This window comes from Neptunomonas qingdaonensis (genome assembly GCF_900113275.1).
GTDB classification, from domain to species: domain Bacteria; phylum Pseudomonadota; class Gammaproteobacteria; order Pseudomonadales; family Balneatricaceae; genus Neptunomonas; species Neptunomonas qingdaonensis.
On record NZ_FOOU01000015.1, the window covers coordinates 69,360 to 89,157 of the forward strand.

Genomic DNA, 19,798 nt, shown 5'->3' on the forward strand with positions numbered 1-19,798 from the left:
ATATTAGTACCGTTAGGATTTCATGTTAACCGCCACGGCTACCTTAAACGCGTCGAGCACATCCTTAGGTTTGGCTGAGTTTTCGGCGATAGTATCCGGCGGCGGCAGGTCCTCTTTCGCAGGTTTTCGTCCGCCAAAGCTGAGTGCGCGCATGACCTGAAATATCTGGGAAAGACCGCTAAATACTTTGAACCAAAAAGGCCCGCCAAACCCGATCAGCACACCCGCTAAGCTCGACATGAGCAACCAAATACCGAACTCACTCGTTAATGCTATGTCGAAAAAACCTTGCTCCTTTCCATCGGTGCCCATCCAGCCCACTCGACCATCGCAGGCATCGTCCTTGTGGCCCTTGGTACACATTGGATAATACTGCCAGCCAATGGCAAGGCCCTGGGACTCCATCTTTTGCACACTTTCTTTTACCTGTTTCGCTATGTCGTCTAATTGTTGCTGGAGCGTATCGGAGGTAGGTGCGGGCCCCGTTGGAGCTGATGTGCTGGGCTCTGCTTGTAATTTTGCTATATCGTTTTTCAACTGATCAAGCCTTACGACGGCGGCCTGATTTTGTTTATACTCCTCGTCCGCGTGCTCAATAAGGCTAGAGCGAATTGACGGATTTTCGATGAGCTGCACGAATAAACGCGACGCATCAATGTTGGCAAACCAGGCAAAAGGGATAGCCACGCAGATAGCGGTGAGTTGTGCCTTCTTGCGAAACACTTCACTTGCGGCACGCCCGAAACGGTCGAAACTACGCACCATGTCTTGCACAAGAAGTTCAACCTGAGCTTCGCCTTCAGCAACAATCGCTTTACCCACGTCAGTTCTGCCCAGCCGCTCAGCAAACGCCAACAAGCTTAGCGAGTCGATCTTGGATTTTCGCTCAGCGCTGAAACGGTTTTTGCTAGGCTCGAATACCGGGTTTTCAGTCAGAGCCTCAACAAATTTTTCTTTGTGAGTAGGGTGATTTGTGCTGCTACGGGTTAACCACGCCTTACTCTTTGCAAGAATACCGGCATCAACAGAGCTCGCCAGTTGTTGAGGGCTCACCCGTTCAAGTCCGGCGCTCAAACGTGGCCACACGACCTTCTCATAAAGCGCTTCAATGGTTTTCTTCAGGACTTCTTCTCTGGTGCCAAAAGCTTTGAGGATAGCCTCGACTATACCGGTGACAATCGTAGAAAAGATCATCATGACTACGGCAAATGCCATGGCTGATTCGAGTAACTCCATTGTGTTCTGCCTTTATTATTGATTCTGATACGGCAATATTACTTAAAACATACAATAAAAATGCCAAAAGCATAACTAATTGATTATCAATATTTAAGATAAAAACCACGTTGGAGACCGGGGCAAAATCCACCCGGAACATGAAAAAAACACACTATATCTGTTATAGAATTGGAATATTTTTCATAGATATAGATGTTTGAACGCAGTTGGGTTGCTGAATCAGCATCCGGGTTGTTTTTAACCCGCACAGGATATTAACCACGGCCCCTTCCTGTAAGCTCCACACCGCCTTCCTGTTTCATATACCCAGAGCATGTTTAAGTCGTCAGTACCGCTGATCACCTGGTTCAAGCTCTAGCCTGGTCGGCGCTTGCTGAGAAAATGTTTACCCACCCATGATCCAATCCCGATGCCCACACGTAATTATGAATGTAACCCAATTCACAGTGTGGAGAACGGCAATGAACGTAAGCGCGTTAAGAAATCAGCTCAACAACGGAAAAATCGCTTCCATAAAAATCATGTCCAACGAGGGTGATATCTATACAGCTCAGGCGGTTGTCGGCAACGAACTGCACACCCTCAACCAAGATGAGTCCGGCAAACCCTGGGTCTTTCACAGCTATATAGAAGCGAAACGGGCGCTGTCTTCCTGCGAGGTTCCGATCGACCTGGAAACGAGTACCGTCTACGACGAGATGGTGAACATCCATCACTAAGACGACCCCGTGTCTGTCGGGCTGTATGGGCGCATGGCCAAGCCGTGACATTGTTCTCGGCTTCCTCAACCTACAAAGAACGCTTGGATAGTAAGATAGGCCTCGATCAGTTTTTTATAAAAGGCTGACAGCCTGTTCAAGCAATACGGTTCAGCAACCAAGCATTGAAGGACCACGCTCTATTACACCAACGCCTCCTCAGTAGAGATGGTTGGACGCAGAAACATGAGATGAACGCCTCTTTCTGTGGCCTGTCACAACCTCTCGTTCTGATATCGGTCAGTCAGTGAAGAAGTTTTTCACCCATAGGGGAAACCGTCGCTGGTGTCTTGATAGTCATTTCGGATACTTTTTAGCAGGCGTGCAGAAAATTCCGGCTATAGCGGATATCATTGAATACGCTATCCATTAATGACCATACGTCGTGTTTTGACATGGATATATACATTTTTTCTATAATTTATAAGGCATGAGCTGCTATGAATTATCCGCATAACTCACCTGATCGATTTTTCCGCCGATGGTTGATTGTCACCAGTTGCATTGCGTTTTTGATGCTTTTTTGGCAATTCATGCCCGCTGTCGAATCGTGGTTCAGCGCGCAAGAGGGTACTCCAAGAGTCATCACTCCACGTGGAGATATGGCGGCCGATGAGCAGACCACCATAGAGTTATTTGAATCATCGCGAAATTCTGTTGTATTTATTACAACGGCTCAGTTAGTACGAGACACATGGTCCCGTAATATATTTCAAGTACCTCGCGGTAGCGGTTCTGGCTTTATCTGGAACGACGCAGGTCATGTAATTACTAACTATCACGTTATTCAAGGTGCATCTCAGGCCAATGTAAAGCTGGCTGATGGCAGGAGCTATCAGGCAGCTCTAGTAGGTGCTAGTGCCGAACATGATATTGCTGTTCTCAAAATAGGCGTTGCTTTCCAGCGACCTCCACCGGTTCCTATTGGTACCAGTCACGACCTGAAAGTCGGACAAAAGGTCTTTGCCATTGGCAACCCTTTTGGCCTCGACTGGACATTGACGACAGGCATAGTATCCGCGCTTGATCGCAGCTTAGATGCAGGGGCTGGCGGTGTCACAATTGACAACCTTATACAGACAGACGCAGCGATTAATCCTGGTAACTCCGGTGGACCTTTGCTGGATTCAGCTGGAAGGCTCATTGGTATTAATACTATGATATACAGTCCGTCGGGTGCATCTGCCGGGATTGGTTTCTCGGTTCCTGTCGATACCATTATGCGTATTGTTCCGCAGCTGATCCGCAATGGCCGTTACATCAGGCCTTCTTTGGGGATCACTGTAGATGAAAATCTGAATAGTCGCTTGTCAAAAATACTGGACGTACGAGGAGTGGTCGTATTAAACGTTATACCGGGTTCTTCCGCTGATAAAGCGGGTCTTAAAGGAGCAGTCATGGCAAGGAACAGTGCTATTCTCCCCAGAGATATCATCATAAATTTAAATGGCAGGGAGATCAGTAGCGTAGCGCAACTATTATCAGCACTAGATGATTATAAGGTAGGTGATGTTGTCACGTTGCAGATTCAGCGCGAAGACAATATACGTCAAGTTGACGTTAAATTGCAGGCTGGCTAAAGGCAGCACGCGCCACGCTGGCGTGCTGCCATACATTACTTTTAAGTGTGTTTTTTTGGCACTCTAACGGTGATTATCTCGTCCCCTCGATTGATGCTAATACCGCTTTCTCTCACAGGTTCCACCAGCGTGATCGACTGGGAGAATTGACTGATAGAAGTTTGCCGTCCAAGCGTATTACCATTGACGCTCTCATCAGTACTTTTTACTTTTCCTGATATCGTTAAAACGCCTTTTTCTAAATGGGTATTAAGCTCGACCTCTTGTCCCTGAGGCAGGATCACTTCTACTTCATATGCATCCTTCAACTCTTTTAACTTAACCTCGGGTGATGCACTTGAAAGACCAAACCCTCTCTGGCTAAAAATTGAGCCCCCCGGCAGCATTTGCCCCATCATCTCATCCATCCTTTTTTGCAGATCCATAAATTGATCTGCATTACCCCACTCGTCAAACCAGGGATTCCAGTCTTTAAGTCCCGCGTCGGGTAGAGCAGGTAAAGTTAGAGAGTTTGATGGGTCATACTGATCCATTCTGATCGCCGAAGCAGTAGCATTACTTTTCATATGCCATGTGTAGTAGCTCAAGCCGGCGATACACATAAAACAGACGCCGACAAGAGCGGCTAAAATGCGAATCTTAGTCTTATCTTTCATCGTTAATTTACCTCGATCACCAATTTTCATTGTTACTGACGAGATACCCTGCCTAGCAGACTGTTGAACTTAACATTGACCGACTGCGCCCCAGCCCAGCCTGCCAGCATCACTCTTTGACTGCGAAATACAGCTAGCCGAATGTTCTTCGAATAAGATTTAGATTAAATAGCGCAAGAAGCGGTGAGCACCGCTTTGTGCTCACCGCAATCCGTTTACGCGGCTTTAGTACCCTTGGCCTCTATTTGCTCCTTTGCATTGTGCTCTAATACTGGCTCATTCGTGTTAATGGCGATAGTCTTAGGCTTCATTGCTTCCGGAATTTCTTTGACCAGGCTAATGGTCAGCAAGCCATTGATAAGATCTGCCCCGGTAACCTCAACATAATCGGCCAAATTAAACTTACGCTCAAACGTCCGATTTGCTATACCCCGATGCAAAAACTTAGCTTCATTTTTCTCTGGCTTATTGCCACGTACTGTCAGCACGCCTTTTTCAACCTGAATATCGATCTCTTCTTGTGAAAAACCAGCAACAGCAAGTGTGATTGCATAGCGCTTTTCATCCAGCATTTCGATATTGTATGGGGGATACCCGTTAGTATTTGTTTCACTTGCTAATGCATGGTCTATCAAAGACGCTAAGCGATCGAAACCAACACTACTACGGTAAAGAGGGGTTAAATCAATTGAGTTCATAATAAGACCTCCATAAGAAGCGAATTAAAATAATAAACAATCATGTCGGAAAAGTTTCCAGAGTGGACAACCTTGCCACAAATCTTAAATAGGGTCGCCACACTCTTTTTCAAGCGTTTTTTAAAAAAAATTTTTCTTACGCTTGTGACGCTAAAGTTAACGAAATACGAATGATGCAGGGGCGATAGCAAAAGCCGAAAGGAGCCCATTTATGAACTTGGTACCTATAAAAAAGGCTGAACAGCAAGATGCACAATCGATACATAGCGTTCGTAGCCGAGTCATAAAAAACAGAACGGCTGAGCCTTATTTATGCAGCGACTTCAGGGAGCAACTTCCTACAGGTTTCTTAGCTCTAAATACCATAACTCCATAAAATCCTGAGTTATTTTTTGTTCTATATCCAGGGCTTGATCTGAAGGACAAAAAATCGTCACACTCGCTGTATTTTTACCAATATCGGATGTCGAAATAGTAACGGTAGGCGCTGGGCCTGCGATCGTCACATCTAAGCGTTTCTCTATTAAATAATTATACCTATGTGCAACTTCATAGAAATCCTGGCAGTGCACTGCTGCTCGTTCCAGTAACTCATCCCTAAATGAAAATAGGTTGACGCGCTGACTCCGGGTAAGTGTGAAAGTGTGAGTCGCATATCGTTTCATGAAGTTGAGGTTTTTTATAGTATTTAAAATCAACATGCTATTGGGTAAATAAAGCGTTTTTCCTGTATGACTGTATGAATCGATATCAACTTCTAATAAGGTTAATTTTGCCCAGTTAGTCTCTGTTACTTCACCATAGGAACTACCTACCTGAATCCAGTCACCGACCTGAAATGGTCTGGATACAATGATATAAATATATCCAATAATACATTGAATAAACTCGCGTGTAGCGATAACAATCGCGACAACAAACGCAGCGACGGACAATGCAAATTTTTGTAATTCTTCCGTCCATAAGACAAACAATAAAACAACAACGGTCAGATTAATTAAGTTTTTAATTAAATTAATTACATAGCGCCGATCTTCCCCTTTGGCCTTACTTCGTTTTCTTATGACTTTTACCAACATCAACTTCAAGAAATAAGCTAAAACAATAAACATAAGCGAAGAAAGCAACTTATGCTCAAAAAGCAAACTATAAATCTCAAGTCCGGTCATGGATTATCCCAATGTTTCATTTTTTATAAAATAATATGCAGTGACAGTAAAAATATTGAAGCCAACCCTAAAAACTCAATAAACCGACCATATCCTTCATAGCCGTTAGTATAACCGCCTCACAAAGTGCGGGATAGATATTCTATGCGTATCAATGTTAATGGAGTAAGTACCTCAGATTGAGAGATGCAGCCAGCAAATCAAGGTAGCTGTTTAAGGAAGCTGCGATTAAGTTTTGTTGCTTAGCTACAGGGACATGAAGGTGTTATGTCCTGTAAAAGGTCACCTCAGATTTCTCAATCCCAGTACGCAGGACTGCTAAAACATTGAGTGTAATAATCGATAAATGCTCTGACTTTGGGTGCTAGCAGACGCGAACTGGGATACACCGCCCAGACCGCTGTATCTGACATTAGCGGATAGTCCTGCAACACCTGAACCAGCTCCCCTTTTCTAAGCTGTTGATAGACACTCCATGTTGAAGCAATCGCAACTCCCAGCCCCTCCACACAGGCATCCCGGACCGCCTCGCCATTATCGGTGCGAAAATTACCTTTCGCTTTAATCGTTAACTGACCGTCGGGGGCATCAAAGCTCCAGTGATCCAATCCCATTAAAGACAGGCAGCAGTGATTAACCAGATCATCAGGAGATTCGGGCTCACCGTACTTTGCCAGATATCCGGGAGAGGCGCAGACAATACGGTTGTCAGAGGCTAATTTACGCGCGATTAATGTTGAATCCTTCAACTCTGCGATACGAATAGCGATATCAAAGCCCCCCTCTACCATATCGATGATTGAATCGGATAAGCGCAGGTCGACATTAAGGTCCGGATAACTCGACAGGAACCCCTTCATCGCGGGCACCAGATGCATACGGCCAAAGGATGCAGAGGCAGAAACCCTCAGTGTACCGGAAGGTAAACCTTTACCCACTCCCACCGAAGCACGAGCCGCTTCCACACTGGAAAGCACCTCTTCGGCATGCGGCAGAAAGCCCTTACCTTCTTCAGTCAATGAAACTTTGCGGGTGGTGCGGTGAATCAAACGCACCCCAAGACCCTCTTCCAGTTTATTGATATGTGCACTGGCCACGGCAGGAGATAAGCCCAGCTCAGCGCCTGCCTGACTGATGTTATGGGTAGCGGCTACCCGTATAAAGAGTTTCAGGTGTTCGACATTCATTTTAGATTATCAACATAAAATATAAACAGATTAGCTATTTATGCAGATTATCATCATAAGCAAGAACTATTAAAGTATTACCCATCAACTAAACAGAGGTTTACCCCATGAAAGCAATGATTATCCGTGAGTTTGGTGGTCCTGAAGTATTCGAGCTATCTGATATTCCGACACCCGAAGTAAAACCCGGTCAGGTCCTGGTACGTATCGCCGCCACCAGTGTTAACACCGTCGATACCATGATTCGCCTGATGGGTAAGGAGTTGCCAATATCACCCAATCCACCAGCAGTACTGGGTATGGATTTCGCAGGTACTGTAGAAGCCGTTGGCGAAGGCGTTAGCGGGTTTTCTGTTGGCGATGAAGTCTACGGCTGTGCCGGTGGTCTTGGGGAACTACAGGGTGCGATGGCAGAATATATGGCGGCCGATGCCCGACTGATTGCCCTCAAGCCAAAAAACCTGTCCATGCGTGAAGCCGCGGCGCTACCGCTGGTAGGTATCACAGCTTATGAGGGACTGATCCGTGCCGGAATATCCAAAGGACATCGTGTGCTGGTTCATGGCGGCTCCGGCGGTGTAGGCCATGTTGCATTGCAGCTGGCGCGTCACTTCGGTGCTGATGTTTATGCAACAGGCGGTGGGGATAAACAACTGGCACTGATCGAAGAACTAGGCGCTAAGGGGATCAACTACAAAACAGAAAGCGTTGCCGATTATGTTACTGAATATACCGCTGGTGCAGGCTTTGATGTTGTCTTCGATTCTGTTGGCGGAGCAAATATAGCTAACTCGTTTGAAGCTGCCGCTCTGAACGGCCAGGTAGCGACTACGGTTGCAATGGTTGAGCTGGATCTTTCAGTTGCTCACTTTAAGGGCTTATCCCTACACGTGGTATTCATGCTTATCCCGATGATTCACGATCATGGTCGCAAAGCACATGGTCATATTCTGAGTGAGATCGCTAAGATCGCTGAAGCGGGCAATCTTCGACCGGTTCTTGATGAGCAGCGCTTCACTCTGACTGAAGCCGGCCTGGCGCATGCACGTCTGAGCAGTGGTCAGGCGATGGGCAAGGTTGTGATAGATATTTAACAAATAGCAGGAATGACTGAGGCCAGGGATTGGCCAATAACGCCATCTACGCGTCTGTATTCTCAGAACCGGACAGATCATGACCCAGCAAAGCCAATCACTAAGACAACAGCTTTTCCATATGACATTACCCATGCTGATCGGCATGCTGGCGGTCAGTAGTTGCCAGTTGGTCGACAGTGCGTTCATAGGCCAGTTGGGTGCTCAACCCCTCGCCGTTGTGGGTTTCTCTATTCCCATTTATCAATTGATTATTGGCATACAGGTTGGACTTGGTATCGCAACCACCGCCATCATATCAACCGCCCTGGGCGCAAACAAAAACACCTATGCCAAACAGCTGGGTGCCCTGATAATCGTTACCGGTTTTATCCTGATCTCAATGCTGTGCCTGATACTCTGGTCGGCTCAACAATTCATCGTTGTTAATTTAGGTGGGGATACAGCGCTATTCCCTTTTGTACGCGAGTACTGGTTTCCCTGGCTGATCAGCTGTTGGCTGGGCGCCATGCTTTACTTCGGTTTCAGTATTTTTCGGGCACATGGAGAAACCCGCTTCCCTGGTATCGTGCTGGTACTGGTAAGCATTATTAACATGGTGCTTGATCCGCTGTTTATATTTGTTCTTGATATGGGTTTAGCAGGTGCAGCCTGGGCAACCGTATGTGCTTTTAGTGCCGGATGCATCATCATTTTCGCCGGTATTCATCGCAAAGACCTGATCCGGTTACCCGACACAATGGTAACGATTACAGCAGGCGTAAAACGCTTGCTATCGTTTATGGCAGCTTCCATGCTTAGCCAATTTATTCCTCCGCTATCGGGACTGATTGCCACAGGCGTCGTTGCCTTTTACGGCAACGATGCTGTCGCTGCCTGGGGGCTTGCCAGCCGAATAGAGTTTTTCTCCATCATCATCGTGCTGTCCTTAACCATGGCGATGCCTCCGATGATCGGGAAGCTAAGGGGTAGCAATCAACTTACGCAGATTGATCAGCTTGTGCGTATCGCTGTCAGTTTTGTCATGCTTTCTCAACTCGCGCTTACTGTCATTACCGTATTATTTTCCAGCCCTCTCAGTCGTGCGTTAACGACTGAGAGCAGTATTGCGGACATTTTGCACGAGTACCTGTGGCTTGTGCCCTTAAGCTATGGCGGACTGGGCATCAGCATGCTCATCGTATCGGCATGCAGCGCGATGGGGATGCCTGCTCTGGCGCTGCTCATTTCAGCGTTACGCTTATTCAGCTGCTACCTACCGCTGCTCTGGTTAGGATCTGAAATAGCCGGGTTGACCGGCTTGTTTATCGGCGCGATGACAGGGAATTTAATCGCCGGTTACCTGAGCTGGCAACTTTATAAGAAGCGATTAACACTACTTCACTCACAATATCCAACGGTGGTTAACCCGTTAGCAGAAAACCTGCTGACGGCTTCCTGAAATAAGCGGGTTAATGCTACTCCCCTCTCTTTTTCACCAGTTCGTCCCGTTATTTCAGTTCTGTCAGCTTCGTTTCAATAGCGTGTACGACAGCATCCGATTTCAACTGATCGAGCGCATCACAATGGGGTGGCGCGAACCGGCCTGAGTCATTATCGAAATATTGACCCGAAGCTGATGCAAACTCATCATCAAGGGCTGCGCGAGCCAGTATTTTTGCACCCTTACTGAGATCTCCTCCAACCACCCCAAAGGCATCCTTCACCATCTTGCTGCCGAGCATCGAACCAGGGTTCAGCGCAATAATAATCGGGCCGTTTGCACCCAAAGAAAGCGCCATACTCCGAGACCACATGGTTAGCGCAAGCTTGCTCTGAGCATATCCAGTGAAATCATCTGAGATTTGTTTCTGACCGATCAGCGCCTGCAGATCCACGCATTCCTGCGCAGCAGAGGAGAGATTAACAACCCGCCCTGAAGTACCTAACAATGACATAAGCTGCTTAGTGAGCAGGTAGGGGGCAATAGTATTCACGGCAAAGCGCGGATCAAGCCCATCCTCAGTGATGCTAACTGATGCACTGTATATTCCGGCATTATTAATCAACACATCAAGTTTTGAATGCTGTTGTGCCACTGCATTTGCCAGTAGCTCAACATCCGCCATACGTGAAAGGTCGGCGACATAGCTTTCAACCCGCCCCTTCCCTGGCAGCTCGGAGAGCATCTTTTCAACCGCTTTCAACTTTTCCGGGTTACGTCCATGCAGAAGAACATGGTGCCCCAGTAAAACCAGCATTTTGGCCGTTTCCAATCCGATACCATCGGTGGAGCCGGTTATAAGAATTGTTTTTTGCATAGATTATTCCCCGTGATTCAGAAAGTCTGGCAAAACCTCTTCAGCCAGTCGCTTCAGTGTTGATTCTGTATCTGCCTGATTAAAGCGCAGGTTAATTGCTACATGGTTTACGCCGATCTCTTCCTGTGATTTAAGGTAGCGCTTAAGTTGCTTGCTACCCAACCGAAACCCCAGATGAATAGGTTTTGCTCTGGCATCAGGATCGTCTGCCAGATCAACATAGAGTGGTTGCATGACGGGTTGAGCGGGTCTGCCAGCCATATCGAGCCTGGCTCGCCAATCCTGGATAATCTGCGACTGCAACATCTGGCTTCTTGGATACATTATCCAGCCATCAGCATTCTCCGCGATCCATGCCGGATCCTGTTGACTACCACCGGTAATCAACAGCGGCAATCGACTGGATACGGGTTTAGGTAACATATCCATATCACCAGATAAGCGTCCGTAACCATTCTCGAATACAGGGCTATTTTTCCACATATGTTTTATGTAACCGAAGCTTTCACGAAACCGCTTACCCCGATCATCAAAGGATAAGTTGTGTGCTGGGTATTCTTCGGGCCGGTCGCCCGAAGCCACGCCTAAAATGAGTCGACCGCCGGACAGCTGATCGATACTGGCTGCAGCCTTAGCCACATGAGCAGGATGGCGTAAGGGCAACACTATACTGGCAACCCCCAATGCGATCCTGTCTGTCTGCCCAGCCAGAAACCCCAGATAGACGAAAGGATCGAAGAGCTGCCCGGCATCGCCAAACGAAGGTACATTAAAGGGAACATCCCGTAACCAGATGGCCGAAAAGCCGAGCTTTTCTACCAGTTGGATTCGCTCAAGATGATGCTTCATCGTTGCGACCGGGCCGCTGTCATAGGTTTCCAACGGAACCACAACACCAAGGCTCAATTTATCAGGACGAAATACTGAGTTATAACCCTTATTGATTGGCTGAAATCCTGAACTTTCAGGTAATTTACGCATGGTTGCTCCGCTCACAGGTCAGTTGAATGCTGATGAAAGTTAACACCTATGACTTTTATTGATAATCCATCAATATAATGAATGAGTTTCAGTAAAATATTGATAATCAGCCACCCTCAAGTGAGCGATATCCGACGGTGGCTGCAGCGCTACCGGCATTACCTACTTGCTAGAAAAACACCGAAAGGAGTTTCAGTTATACATCAAGACTCGCTTTTCCTGGAGATAACTCGCTTTTCCTGGAGATAAATAGTTGAACTAACGGCATAAACTATTTTCTCAATAATACAGATAATTCATTTAGCGCAGGCATCGCCATTTCTAATAATCGCTTTTTAATAAATAGCATTTTCAACCGCAGTAAGACGCCACTCATACTGCTTTTGCTATTTATGCTTGCTGTTGGATATCTGGTTTATGCTTTTCCTCCGCTGAAATATATCGAGCCATACATTGACGCAAAAGCACTCGGCGTCTGGGTAGATCAGCAAGGCTTTTTTGGCATGCTTGTCTTCGTTATATTCGCTACCTGCACCGCCGCGGTTGGTTTACCAAGGCAACTGATTGCACTGATTGCCGGTTATAGCTTTGGCTTAATTGAAGGCGTGCTATTGGCGATCAGCAGTATTAGCTTCGGCGCACTGCTAACGTTCTGGTTCGCTCGTTTTGTAGCTCGTCCCTGGGTGCGACAACGTTTTCCCGAAGCCATTGTAAAACTCGACAGCCTCATAGTGGATCAGCCATTTTTAAAGATCCTGACCATTCGCTTTTTACCCTTGGGTACCAATATGCTGACAAACCTTGCTGCGGGAACAACCCAACTCCCTGCAAAGCTATTTTTTAGCGCTTCATTTTTGGGTTTTTTACCACAAAGCACACTTTTTGTCCTCGGTGGAAACGGGCTGAACATCAACTCTACCGGTCAGATATCACTCAGTATTTTTCTGTTATTACTCTCCAGCCTGCTTGGCTGGGTCATCTACAGGAAACATAAACAACGCCTTGCGCCGTCATTAGATTCATGAAGAAACGGCTTACGCTCATTTCATTAACCCTCGCTCTGTTGATTATTCTGGCAAGCTTGGCGGCCTTCACCTCCCCTCCTGCCCATCGGGTGTTTATCAACGCGAACATTATCACCGCCGATGCAGAAAATCAGATTGCTGAGGCTGTTTCGATAAGAGGAGAAATAATAGAAGCCGTGGGCAATAATCAGCAGATTAGCCGGTTGATTAGCGCAGATACTCAGATAACAGACTTGCAAGGCAAAACACTTCTACCCGGCTTTATCGATGCGCATAGTCACTTCCCAACATCAGGCCTCACCGCTATTTCTGCAGACATCAGCCCACCGCCTATGGGCAATGTAGACAATATCACTCAACTATTAGCAAGATTGCGTCAACAGGCTGATATCACCCCCGCCGGTAAATGGGTGGTTGGCTTTGGCTATGATGACTCATCACTTGAGGAGCAGCGCCACCCGACGCGTCAGGAGTTAGACAGCATATCCAACCAGCACCCTATCTATTTGTGGCACAGTTCTGGCCATATGGGCATTGCGAATAGCATGGCTTTAGACAAAGTAGGTATCAGGCAAAACTCTACAGCGCCGGTTGGCGGCATCATCGGTAAGGACCCTAACACCGGCAAGCTTAATGGTTTATTGCAGGAAAAGTCCGCGCTTTCACTCTCTACCTTACTGAATGATTTTTCACTGCTGGACTACTATAAAATTTTCCAGCAGGCCCGCGATGAATATGTACAAAATGGAATAACCACGGCCCAGAGTGGAGGGGTTGGTCTAAAGCTTACTCAAGCGCTTTATTGGGCCAGCGAGTTGCGGCTTCTGCCTTTTAGAATAGTGGTTTTTCCCCGCCATGAAGGCCTTGGGCAGCAACTATTGAAAGGCGAATACACTCAAGCCGATTTCAACACAGAGCAGTTTCACCTCGGGCCTGTCAAAATTGTCGCTGATGGTAGCGTGCAGGGACGAACGGCTTTTCTTACAAAAGCTTTTTACACAAATCCTTCGACAGCTCTGTCCTACCGTGGTTTTCCGGCATTCGAACAGCCCATACTGACTGACCTGGTAAACCGCTACCACAAAGCAGGATTCCAGCTCGCCATCCACGGTAACGGCGATGCCGCTATTGATAATATTCTGACAGCATTTGCTGATGCACAAAGCGATTTTCCTGTGAGTGATCCCCGCTTTATTCTTATTCATGCCCAGATGGCGCGCCAGGATCAGCTTGAACGTATGCAATCACTCGGGATTACACCGAGCTTTTTTCCTACACATACCTTCTTTTGGGGCGATCAACATCTAGCTAAATTGATGGGCCCGCAAAGGGCCGCCATGATGAGCCCGACCGGGTCAGCCACTAAACTAGGGCTTAGATTCAGCGTGCACACCGATGCACCCGTCACCCCCATCAACCCTTTGCAATTGCTCTGGAGTACGGTTAACCGCGAATCGATGAGCGGTGCGATGATTGGCTCAGACCAACGCATTAGCGTGATGCAGGCAATCCGGGCGATGACTATTGATGCGGCATGGCAAGTTTTTCAGGAAAAGAATCGCGGCTCGATAGAGGTCGGGAAATTTGCAGATCTGGTTATTCTGTCGGGTGACCCATTAGAGAGTCCCAGAAATATAAGACAGCTAGAAGTGCTGGAGACAATCGTTGCAGGCGTGTCTGTGTATCAAGCTAAAACAAAACAAACCAGGAGGTAATCTATACGGACCTGACGGGCGATTTCCCAACATCAAGCCTGGCATCACATCCGTCGATGCAAATAACGCAACGTAGTAATGAATATATATCAATATACGCAAGACTCAACTTTCGTTAAAGTAGCGCTATTAAAGTTTGCACTAGCACCGTATATAATGTGCTGCTAAGCAAACTTAGCATGACAAAGCTATGCACCACAAAGCGGTGCATGACCAATCTATGAATTATTGTTTTTGCCGATGTGGCAACAACGAAATTATCAGGGAACTACCAGATATGCCAAATAATTACTTCAATACCCTGCCTCTGCGTGAGCAGCTAGCGCAACTGGCGAAATGCCGTTTTATGGACATTTCTGAGTTTCCAGACGGTGTAGAAGCACTCAAAGGCAAAAAAATCGTTGTTATCGGTTGTGGTGCCCAGGGCTTAGCTCAGGGTATGAACCTACGTGATAGCGGCTGCGATGTATCTTACACATTGCGTGCTGCAGCGATTGCTGAAAAACGTCAATCCTGGAAAAGTGCTACAGAGAACGGTTTCGTTGTTGGTACCTATGAAGAACTCATCCCGACTGCCGATGTTGTTCTTAACCTGACACCTGATAAGCAGCATACCGCTGTTGTTAATGCCATCATGCCGTTGATGAAGCAAGGCGCTTGCCTGTCTTACTCTCACGGTTTCAACATCGTTGAAGAAGGTATGAAAATCCGTGAAGACTTAACCGTTATCATGGTTGCTCCTAAGTGCCCGGGTTCTGAAGTACGTAACGAATACGTGCGCGGATTCGGTGTACCTACACTGATCGCTGTTCACGAAGACAACGACCCTAAAGGCGAAGGTCTGGCGCTGGCTAAAGCTTACGCGGTAGGTACTGGCGGCCATAAAGCAGGCGTATTGATGTCTTCTTTCATCGCGGAAGTTAAATCTGACCTGATGGGCGAACAGACTATTCTGTGCGGTATGTTACAGACCGGTTCTCTGTTGTGCTTCGACAAAATGGTTGAAGAAGGTATCGACCCTGGTTACGCATCTAAGCTGATTCAGTTTGGTTGGGAAACTGTTACCGAAGCCCTGAAGTACGGCGGCGTAACCAACATGCTGGATCGTTTGTCTAACCCAGCTAAAATTAAAGCATTTGATCTGTCAGAAGAGCTTAAACAGATCATGCGTCCGCTATACAACAAACATCAGGATGACATCATCGACGGTACTTTCTCCCGCACTATGATGGAAGATTGGGCTAACGACGACGTTAATCTGCTTGGATGGCGCGCAGAAACAGCTGAAACAGCATTCGAAAAAACACCAGCGGGCGATGTAGAAATTTCTGAGCAAGAATACTTCGACCACGGCATCCTGATGGTTGCCATGGTTAAAGCGGGTGTTGAGCTGGCTTTTGAAACAATGACAGCGGCCGGCATCGTTGCTGACTCTGCATACTACGAGTCACTGCATGAAACTCCGCTGATCGCCAACACGATCGCACGTAAGAAACTCTACGAGATGAACGCTACTATCTCTGATACAGCTGAATACGGTTGCTACCTGTATAACCATGCTTGTCTGCCACTCTTGGCTGATTTCATGAAAGGCATCAAAACTGATGTAATCGGTAGAGGCCTGGCTGTCGACGACAATGGCGTTGATAACGCGCGTTTGATCGAAGTGAACACGGCTTTGCGCGCTCACCCTGTTGAAGCGATCGGTACTGTGCTACGTGGCCACATGGCTGATATGAAGAAGATCGTATAATCACGATCTCACCTGTAACCCCTTACAGGTAAATGAAGGCCGGGACTCATCTCCTGGCCTTTTTTTTGAATGTTAATCCTCTCCCCTGCGACGACAAGTGGACTCCGGACGCCTATGAATATTTGCCTCGATAATCTGACCGTTAATTTTGACGACCGTTTTCAATTAGATGAGATCAATTGGCAACTCGATGATAGCCAGCACTGGGTTATCACAGGCGCAAACGGTTCAGGCAAATCGGCACTGGCTGCCGTACTTGCGGGTATAGGCGAACACATATCAGGAACACTGAGCGGTGTGCCGGCAAAAGTAGGCATTGTCTCTTTTGAAGCCCAGGCTGAACTGATAGAAGCCGAGCTGAAAAAAGATGACGCAGACATCATGGATGTGATCTCCGCAGGCACGCCGGTTTACGAAATACTAAATCCCGGCAATAGCAATCAACAGCTCATCGATGAGTTAGTAGAAAAATTTTCTATGCAGTCGTTGGTTAACCGGGCTTTTCGTAAACTCTCTACGGGTGAATCACGCAAAGTCATGCTGATACGCGCGTTAGCCAGCGAGCCCGACTTGTTGGTTCTGGACGAGCCATTCGATGGGCTGGATGCATATACACTTGAAATGCTGCAGGAATATTTAACATCACTGGTAGAAACGGTGCCCATGGTACTGGTTCTTAACCGCTTTGATGAGTTTCCTGAATTTATCACGCATATCGCCTATATCGATGATGGCCGACTGCAACACCAGATTGATCGAAATGACAGCAAAGCATACAACGAGCTGTATCAGTTACTACATTTAAAAACCACTGATTTACAAGTACCTGCGGCCGACCCTGAAACGGCAATTCCACGCTTGGATCCCGCTCAGCCACTGGTGCATCTCAACAATATCGACATTAAATATGATGATCATAAAATTATTGATTCACTGAATTGGACCATCGAACGCAATCAGCATTGGCAACTCAGTGGCCCCAACGGTAGCGGAAAGACCTGTTTACTTTCATTGATTACCGGCGATCATCCACAGTGTTATGTTAACGATATTTTCGTCTTTGGTTTCCAACGGGGTAACGGCGAAAGTATTTGGCAGATAAAGCAATTTATCGGTTACGTTTCCACCGCCCTGCAGTGGGAATACAAGGTCGGTACAGGCCTGCGTAATGTCATTATTTCAGGCTTCTACGACAGCATCGGCCTGTACACCAAAGCGACTGATCGTCAAAAGAAAATAGCGGATGAGTGGCTGGCATTACTTGGCATGAGCAATCGTGCTGATGTGCCATTCAATAAGCTCTCATACGGAGACCAACGGCTGTTGTTAATTGCCCGGGCAATGGTGAAACATCCGCCACTTTTGATTCTCGACGAGCCTTGTCTAGGTCTGGATGATATGAACCGCCAGCTGGTTTTGGCGCTAATCGAGAAGATCTGCGCGGGCAGCGAAACCTCTGTGCTGTATGTAAACCATCACCCGGAAGATCAGATTAAAGGCATTGATAATTATTTGGCGCTGGAAAAAAAATAACGCTGTGACGTCTCAATATCTCAATGATTACGTTAAGGGCCATACTTCACAACCGGCCCTGCTAACGAAAAACATCACCAACTCAGGGAGACAAGTCCACCAGCAACGAAGGTTTATTGTAATAATATCCCTGTGCGTAATTAACGCCGATAGACCTTAACTCTTTTGCGATCACTTCACTTTCAACAAACTCTGCGACCGTTTGCTTGCCCAACGCATTTGCCACTTCGTTGATGGACTTCACCGTTGCCAGATTAACGGCATCAGCCATCATATCTTTGACGAACATTCCGTCAATTTTAATAATATCCACATCCAGCGTTTTCAAGTATGCAAATGATGACAAACCACTGCCAAAATCATCCAGCGCAAACCGACAACCCAACGCCTTTAACCCGGCAATAAATTGTCGCGCATTTGCAAGATCGGTGATGGCGGCAGTCTCGGTAATTTCGAAACAAAATTTCTCAGCAGGTAATCCCGTTTGCTGCAGCTTGTCGACAATAAAGTTTAACGAGTCATGACTGGCGATAGACTGTCCGGATAAATTGATCGCACAGGTTTCCAGCGCCTCCAACTCTGCTGGGTGCTCCGAAAGCCAATCCAGTGCCGCACCAACCACCTCACGGTCAAGACGAGGCCCCAAATGAAAGCGCTCCACTAAGGGCAAAAACTGGTTAGGGTAAATTAGCGTCCCATCTGATGACTTCAGACGCAGTAAGATTTCATAATGTTTCTTCACACTGTGTTTTTGATGCAGAGGAATTATAGGCTGGCGATGCAACACAATATGCTTTGTATCAAGCGCATTATTAATCTGGTTTATCAATAACATATCATGGCGTTTATCCGCCAGAGTCTGATCGCCGACTTCAAATATATGTAGGCGATTCCGTCCGGAATCCTTCGCTACTTTACAAGCGGTATCAGCCGCATTCAGAATATCTTCAACCGAGGGAGTATTAACGTCGATAAGGGTCAAACCAATGCTGGCGCTGATGCGATAAATATCTTCACCCCATTGATAACGCACATCTAAAATAGCCTTGCGAATATCATCACAAATTTCGCGCCCCTGTTGCAAATTGCAGGATGTCAGTAAAATGGCGAACTCATCGCCCCCCAAACGGGCAACGGCATCTGTTAAGCGCACCCCCGACTGCAGGACTTGCGCAACTTGTGCTAATAATTCATCGCCCGCAGCATGACCACAGGTATCATTCACTGCTTTAAAATGATCCAAATCAACAAAGCATAAGACATGCGATACCGATTCGTCCGTCACATGCGCGTAGCGTGACAGTGTACGACTGAATTCTCGACGATTACTCAAGTTCGTCAATGCATCATGGGCAGCCTGATACTTCAGAGAGTTAGTCAGGCGCTGGGTATGATCACTCAGTTCAACAATCTCTTTCGGCCCGCGGGTCACTCCGGTAAAAAGCCCGCCCTCTTCTGCATTTTTTGCCATCTGAGTCAGCTGTCTTAACGGAATTGATATCTGCCGATTCGCCCAGTACCACAGCAATAACACCATTAAAGAAAATCCGCCCCAGCATAAATACTGCACTAGAGTAATATAACTTCGCGCTTCTACCTGTTGCTGTAAGTTGTTATCAACGACGCCACTGATCCGCTTTTGCAAAGCGTCTAAGCGCTCAACAAGAACCTCACTGAGATTATCCGAGTGAGCCAACAGATTTGATAGATGCTGGTCTCGGTTATTATCCGGCAAAATAGCCGCTTCATCTAAATAGAGGCTGATACGAGTCACACTTAACGCAATATCCGATAATTCAGTCACTGACGGCAATGGTGATTGTTGCTTCTTCAGGAGATCAATACTTTGTAAAATAAACCGGCCTTTATTCAAGGCACCTCTTACCAGATAGGTTTGCCCCGAACCGAGCACTAAATCTACCGTAATCAAATACTGGGAGACGTCTAACCGCAACGAATTAAGATCTTTCTCCCACAAGACACTTTGTGTGTAGGTTTCAGATGCGCGGTTTGCCAAACGAAATTGATGCGATAACACCAACTCAATCAGATACCCGCCAGCAAGACACGCCAGTATCACTGTCGCCAGATAACTTTTAATTCTCATCGT

At 46.9% G+C, this 19,798-nt stretch carries 16 protein-coding genes; 8 read left to right on the forward strand and 8 right to left on the reverse strand.

What is annotated here, in order from left to right:
* Positions 1-12: 12 nt before the first annotated feature.
* The gene (locus tag BM099_RS17300; RefSeq protein ID WP_090729847.1) at positions 13-1,236 is read right to left on the reverse strand and encodes a hypothetical protein; all 1,224 of its coding nucleotides are present in this window, start codon (positions 1,234-1,236) and stop codon (positions 13-15) included.
* A 464-nt stretch (positions 1,237-1,700) separates the two neighbouring features.
* Between BM099_RS17300 and BM099_RS17305 the strand changes: the two genes are divergently transcribed.
* Positions 1,701-1,958: a DUF6482 family protein gene (locus BM099_RS17305; protein WP_090729848.1), complete on the forward strand. Its 258-nt coding sequence runs from the start codon at positions 1,701-1,703 to the stop codon at positions 1,956-1,958.
* Between the two features lie 479 nt (positions 1,959-2,437).
* Positions 2,438-3,577, forward strand: coding sequence for a S1C family serine protease (locus BM099_RS17310; RefSeq protein WP_090729858.1), 1,140 nt, complete (start codon positions 2,438-2,440; stop codon positions 3,575-3,577).
* 41 nt (positions 3,578-3,618) lie between these two features.
* On the opposite strand, the gene BM099_RS17315 is transcribed toward BM099_RS17310, so the two are convergent.
* From BM099_RS17315 to BM099_RS17330, 4 genes are all read right to left on the reverse strand, one after another.
* Positions 3,619-4,233 (reverse strand): Hsp20/alpha crystallin family protein, encoded by a 615-nt coding sequence (locus BM099_RS17315; protein WP_177201220.1) that lies wholly within the window; start codon positions 4,231-4,233, stop codon positions 3,619-3,621.
* 215 nt (positions 4,234-4,448) lie between these two features.
* A complete protein-coding gene (locus BM099_RS17320) occupies positions 4,449-4,931 on the reverse strand; it encodes an Hsp20 family protein (protein ID WP_090729866.1) in 483 nt (160 codons plus the stop codon).
* A 338-nt stretch (positions 4,932-5,269) separates the two neighbouring features.
* The gene (locus BM099_RS17325) at positions 5,270-6,100 is read right to left on the reverse strand and encodes a mechanosensitive ion channel family protein (protein ID WP_090729869.1); all 831 of its coding nucleotides are present in this window, start codon (positions 6,098-6,100) and stop codon (positions 5,270-5,272) included.
* A 296-nt stretch (positions 6,101-6,396) separates the two neighbouring features.
* Positions 6,397-7,287, reverse strand: a complete 891-nt coding sequence (locus tag BM099_RS17330; RefSeq protein ID WP_090729872.1) for a LysR family transcriptional regulator — start codon at positions 7,285-7,287, stop codon at positions 6,397-6,399.
* A 107-nt stretch (positions 7,288-7,394) separates the two neighbouring features.
* Here BM099_RS17330 and BM099_RS17335 point away from each other — a divergent pair, with 107 nt between their 5' ends.
* Together BM099_RS17335 and BM099_RS17340 are read left to right on the forward strand one after the other, a co-directional pair.
* Positions 7,395-8,381 carry a zinc-dependent alcohol dehydrogenase family protein gene (locus BM099_RS17335; RefSeq protein ID WP_090729874.1) on the forward strand — a complete coding sequence of 329 codons (987 nt, stop codon included), beginning with the start codon at positions 7,395-7,397 and terminating at the stop codon, positions 8,379-8,381.
* A gap of 79 nt (positions 8,382-8,460) precedes the next feature.
* Positions 8,461-9,822 carry an MATE family efflux transporter gene (locus BM099_RS17340; protein ID WP_090729877.1) on the forward strand — a complete coding sequence of 454 codons (1,362 nt, stop codon included), beginning with the start codon at positions 8,461-8,463 and terminating at the stop codon, positions 9,820-9,822.
* 49 nt (positions 9,823-9,871) lie between these two features.
* On the opposite strand, the gene BM099_RS17345 is transcribed toward BM099_RS17340, so the two are convergent.
* Positions 9,872-10,681, reverse strand: coding sequence for an SDR family NAD(P)-dependent oxidoreductase (locus BM099_RS17345; protein ID WP_090729880.1), 810 nt, complete (start codon positions 10,679-10,681; stop codon positions 9,872-9,874).
* 3 nt (positions 10,682-10,684) lie between these two features.
* A complete protein-coding gene (locus tag BM099_RS17350; RefSeq protein ID WP_090729885.1) occupies positions 10,685-11,662 on the reverse strand; it encodes an LLM class oxidoreductase in 978 nt (325 codons plus the stop codon).
* Positions 11,663-12,054: 392 nt separating this feature from the next.
* On the opposite strand from BM099_RS17350, the gene BM099_RS17355 reads away from it, so the two are divergent.
* The 4 genes from BM099_RS17355 to modF all read left to right on the forward strand — a co-directional run bounded on the left by BM099_RS17355 (position 12,055) and on the right by modF (position 17,688).
* Positions 12,055-12,687 carry a TVP38/TMEM64 family protein gene (locus BM099_RS17355; protein ID WP_090729889.1) on the forward strand — a complete coding sequence of 211 codons (633 nt, stop codon included), beginning with the start codon at positions 12,055-12,057 and terminating at the stop codon, positions 12,685-12,687.
* On the forward strand, positions 12,684-14,402 hold the full coding sequence (locus tag BM099_RS17360; RefSeq protein WP_090729892.1) for an amidohydrolase: 1,719 nt from the start codon (positions 12,684-12,686) through the stop codon (positions 14,400-14,402). The genes BM099_RS17355 and BM099_RS17360 overlap by 4 nt, the downstream gene beginning before the upstream one ends.
* A gap of 277 nt (positions 14,403-14,679) precedes the next feature.
* On the forward strand, positions 14,680-16,155 hold the full coding sequence (gene ilvC, locus BM099_RS17365) for a ketol-acid reductoisomerase (RefSeq protein WP_090729895.1): 1,476 nt from the start codon (positions 14,680-14,682) through the stop codon (positions 16,153-16,155).
* A gap of 114 nt (positions 16,156-16,269) precedes the next feature.
* The gene (gene modF / locus BM099_RS17370) at positions 16,270-17,688 is read left to right on the forward strand and encodes a molybdate ABC transporter ATP-binding protein ModF (RefSeq protein ID WP_090729898.1); all 1,419 of its coding nucleotides are present in this window, start codon (positions 16,270-16,272) and stop codon (positions 17,686-17,688) included.
* Between the two features lie 82 nt (positions 17,689-17,770).
* On the opposite strand, the gene BM099_RS17375 is transcribed toward modF, so the two are convergent.
* On the reverse strand, positions 17,771-19,795 hold the full coding sequence (locus BM099_RS17375; RefSeq protein WP_090729901.1) for a putative bifunctional diguanylate cyclase/phosphodiesterase: 2,025 nt from the start codon (positions 19,793-19,795) through the stop codon (positions 17,771-17,773).
* Positions 19,796-19,798: the final 3 nt, after the last annotated feature.

Bases quoted from the DNA above. Each gene is read 5' to 3' on its own strand.
- BM099_RS17305 (WP_090729848.1), top strand. From the start codon at position 1,701: ATGAACGTAAGCGCGTTAAGAAATCAGCTCAACAACGGAAAAATCGCT.
- BM099_RS17315 (WP_177201220.1), bottom strand. From the start codon at position 4,233: ATGAAAGATAAGACTAAGATTCGCATTTTAGCCGCTCTTGTCGGCGTC.
- BM099_RS17325 (WP_090729869.1), bottom strand. From the start codon at position 6,100: ATGACCGGACTTGAGATTTATAGTTTGCTTTTTGAGCATAAGTTGCTT.
- BM099_RS17335 (WP_090729874.1), top strand. From the start codon at position 7,395: ATGAAAGCAATGATTATCCGTGAGTTTGGTGGTCCTGAAGTATTCGAG.
- BM099_RS17350 (WP_090729885.1), bottom strand. From the start codon at position 11,662: ATGCGTAAATTACCTGAAAGTTCAGGATTTCAGCCAATCAATAAGGGT.
- BM099_RS17340 (WP_090729877.1), top strand. From the start codon at position 8,461: ATGACCCAGCAAAGCCAATCACTAAGACAACAGCTTTTCCATATGACA.
- BM099_RS17310 (WP_090729858.1), top strand. From the start codon at position 2,438: ATGAATTATCCGCATAACTCACCTGATCGATTTTTCCGCCGATGGTTG.
- BM099_RS17345 (WP_090729880.1), bottom strand. From the start codon at position 10,681: ATGCAAAAAACAATTCTTATAACCGGCTCCACCGATGGTATCGGATTG.
- modF (WP_090729898.1), top strand. From the start codon at position 16,270: ATGAATATTTGCCTCGATAATCTGACCGTTAATTTTGACGACCGTTTT.
- BM099_RS17330 (WP_090729872.1), bottom strand. From the start codon at position 7,287: ATGAATGTCGAACACCTGAAACTCTTTATACGGGTAGCCGCTACCCAT.
- BM099_RS17375 (WP_090729901.1), bottom strand. From the start codon at position 19,795: ATGAGAATTAAAAGTTATCTGGCGACAGTGATACTGGCGTGTCTTGCT.
- BM099_RS17320 (WP_090729866.1), bottom strand. From the start codon at position 4,931: ATGAACTCAATTGATTTAACCCCTCTTTACCGTAGTAGTGTTGGTTTC.
- BM099_RS17300 (WP_090729847.1), bottom strand. From the start codon at position 1,236: ATGGAGTTACTCGAATCAGCCATGGCATTTGCCGTAGTCATGATGATC.
- BM099_RS17355 (WP_090729889.1), top strand. From the start codon at position 12,055: ATGCTTGCTGTTGGATATCTGGTTTATGCTTTTCCTCCGCTGAAATAT.
- ilvC (WP_090729895.1), top strand. From the start codon at position 14,680: ATGCCAAATAATTACTTCAATACCCTGCCTCTGCGTGAGCAGCTAGCG.
- BM099_RS17360 (WP_090729892.1), top strand. From the start codon at position 12,684: ATGAAGAAACGGCTTACGCTCATTTCATTAACCCTCGCTCTGTTGATT.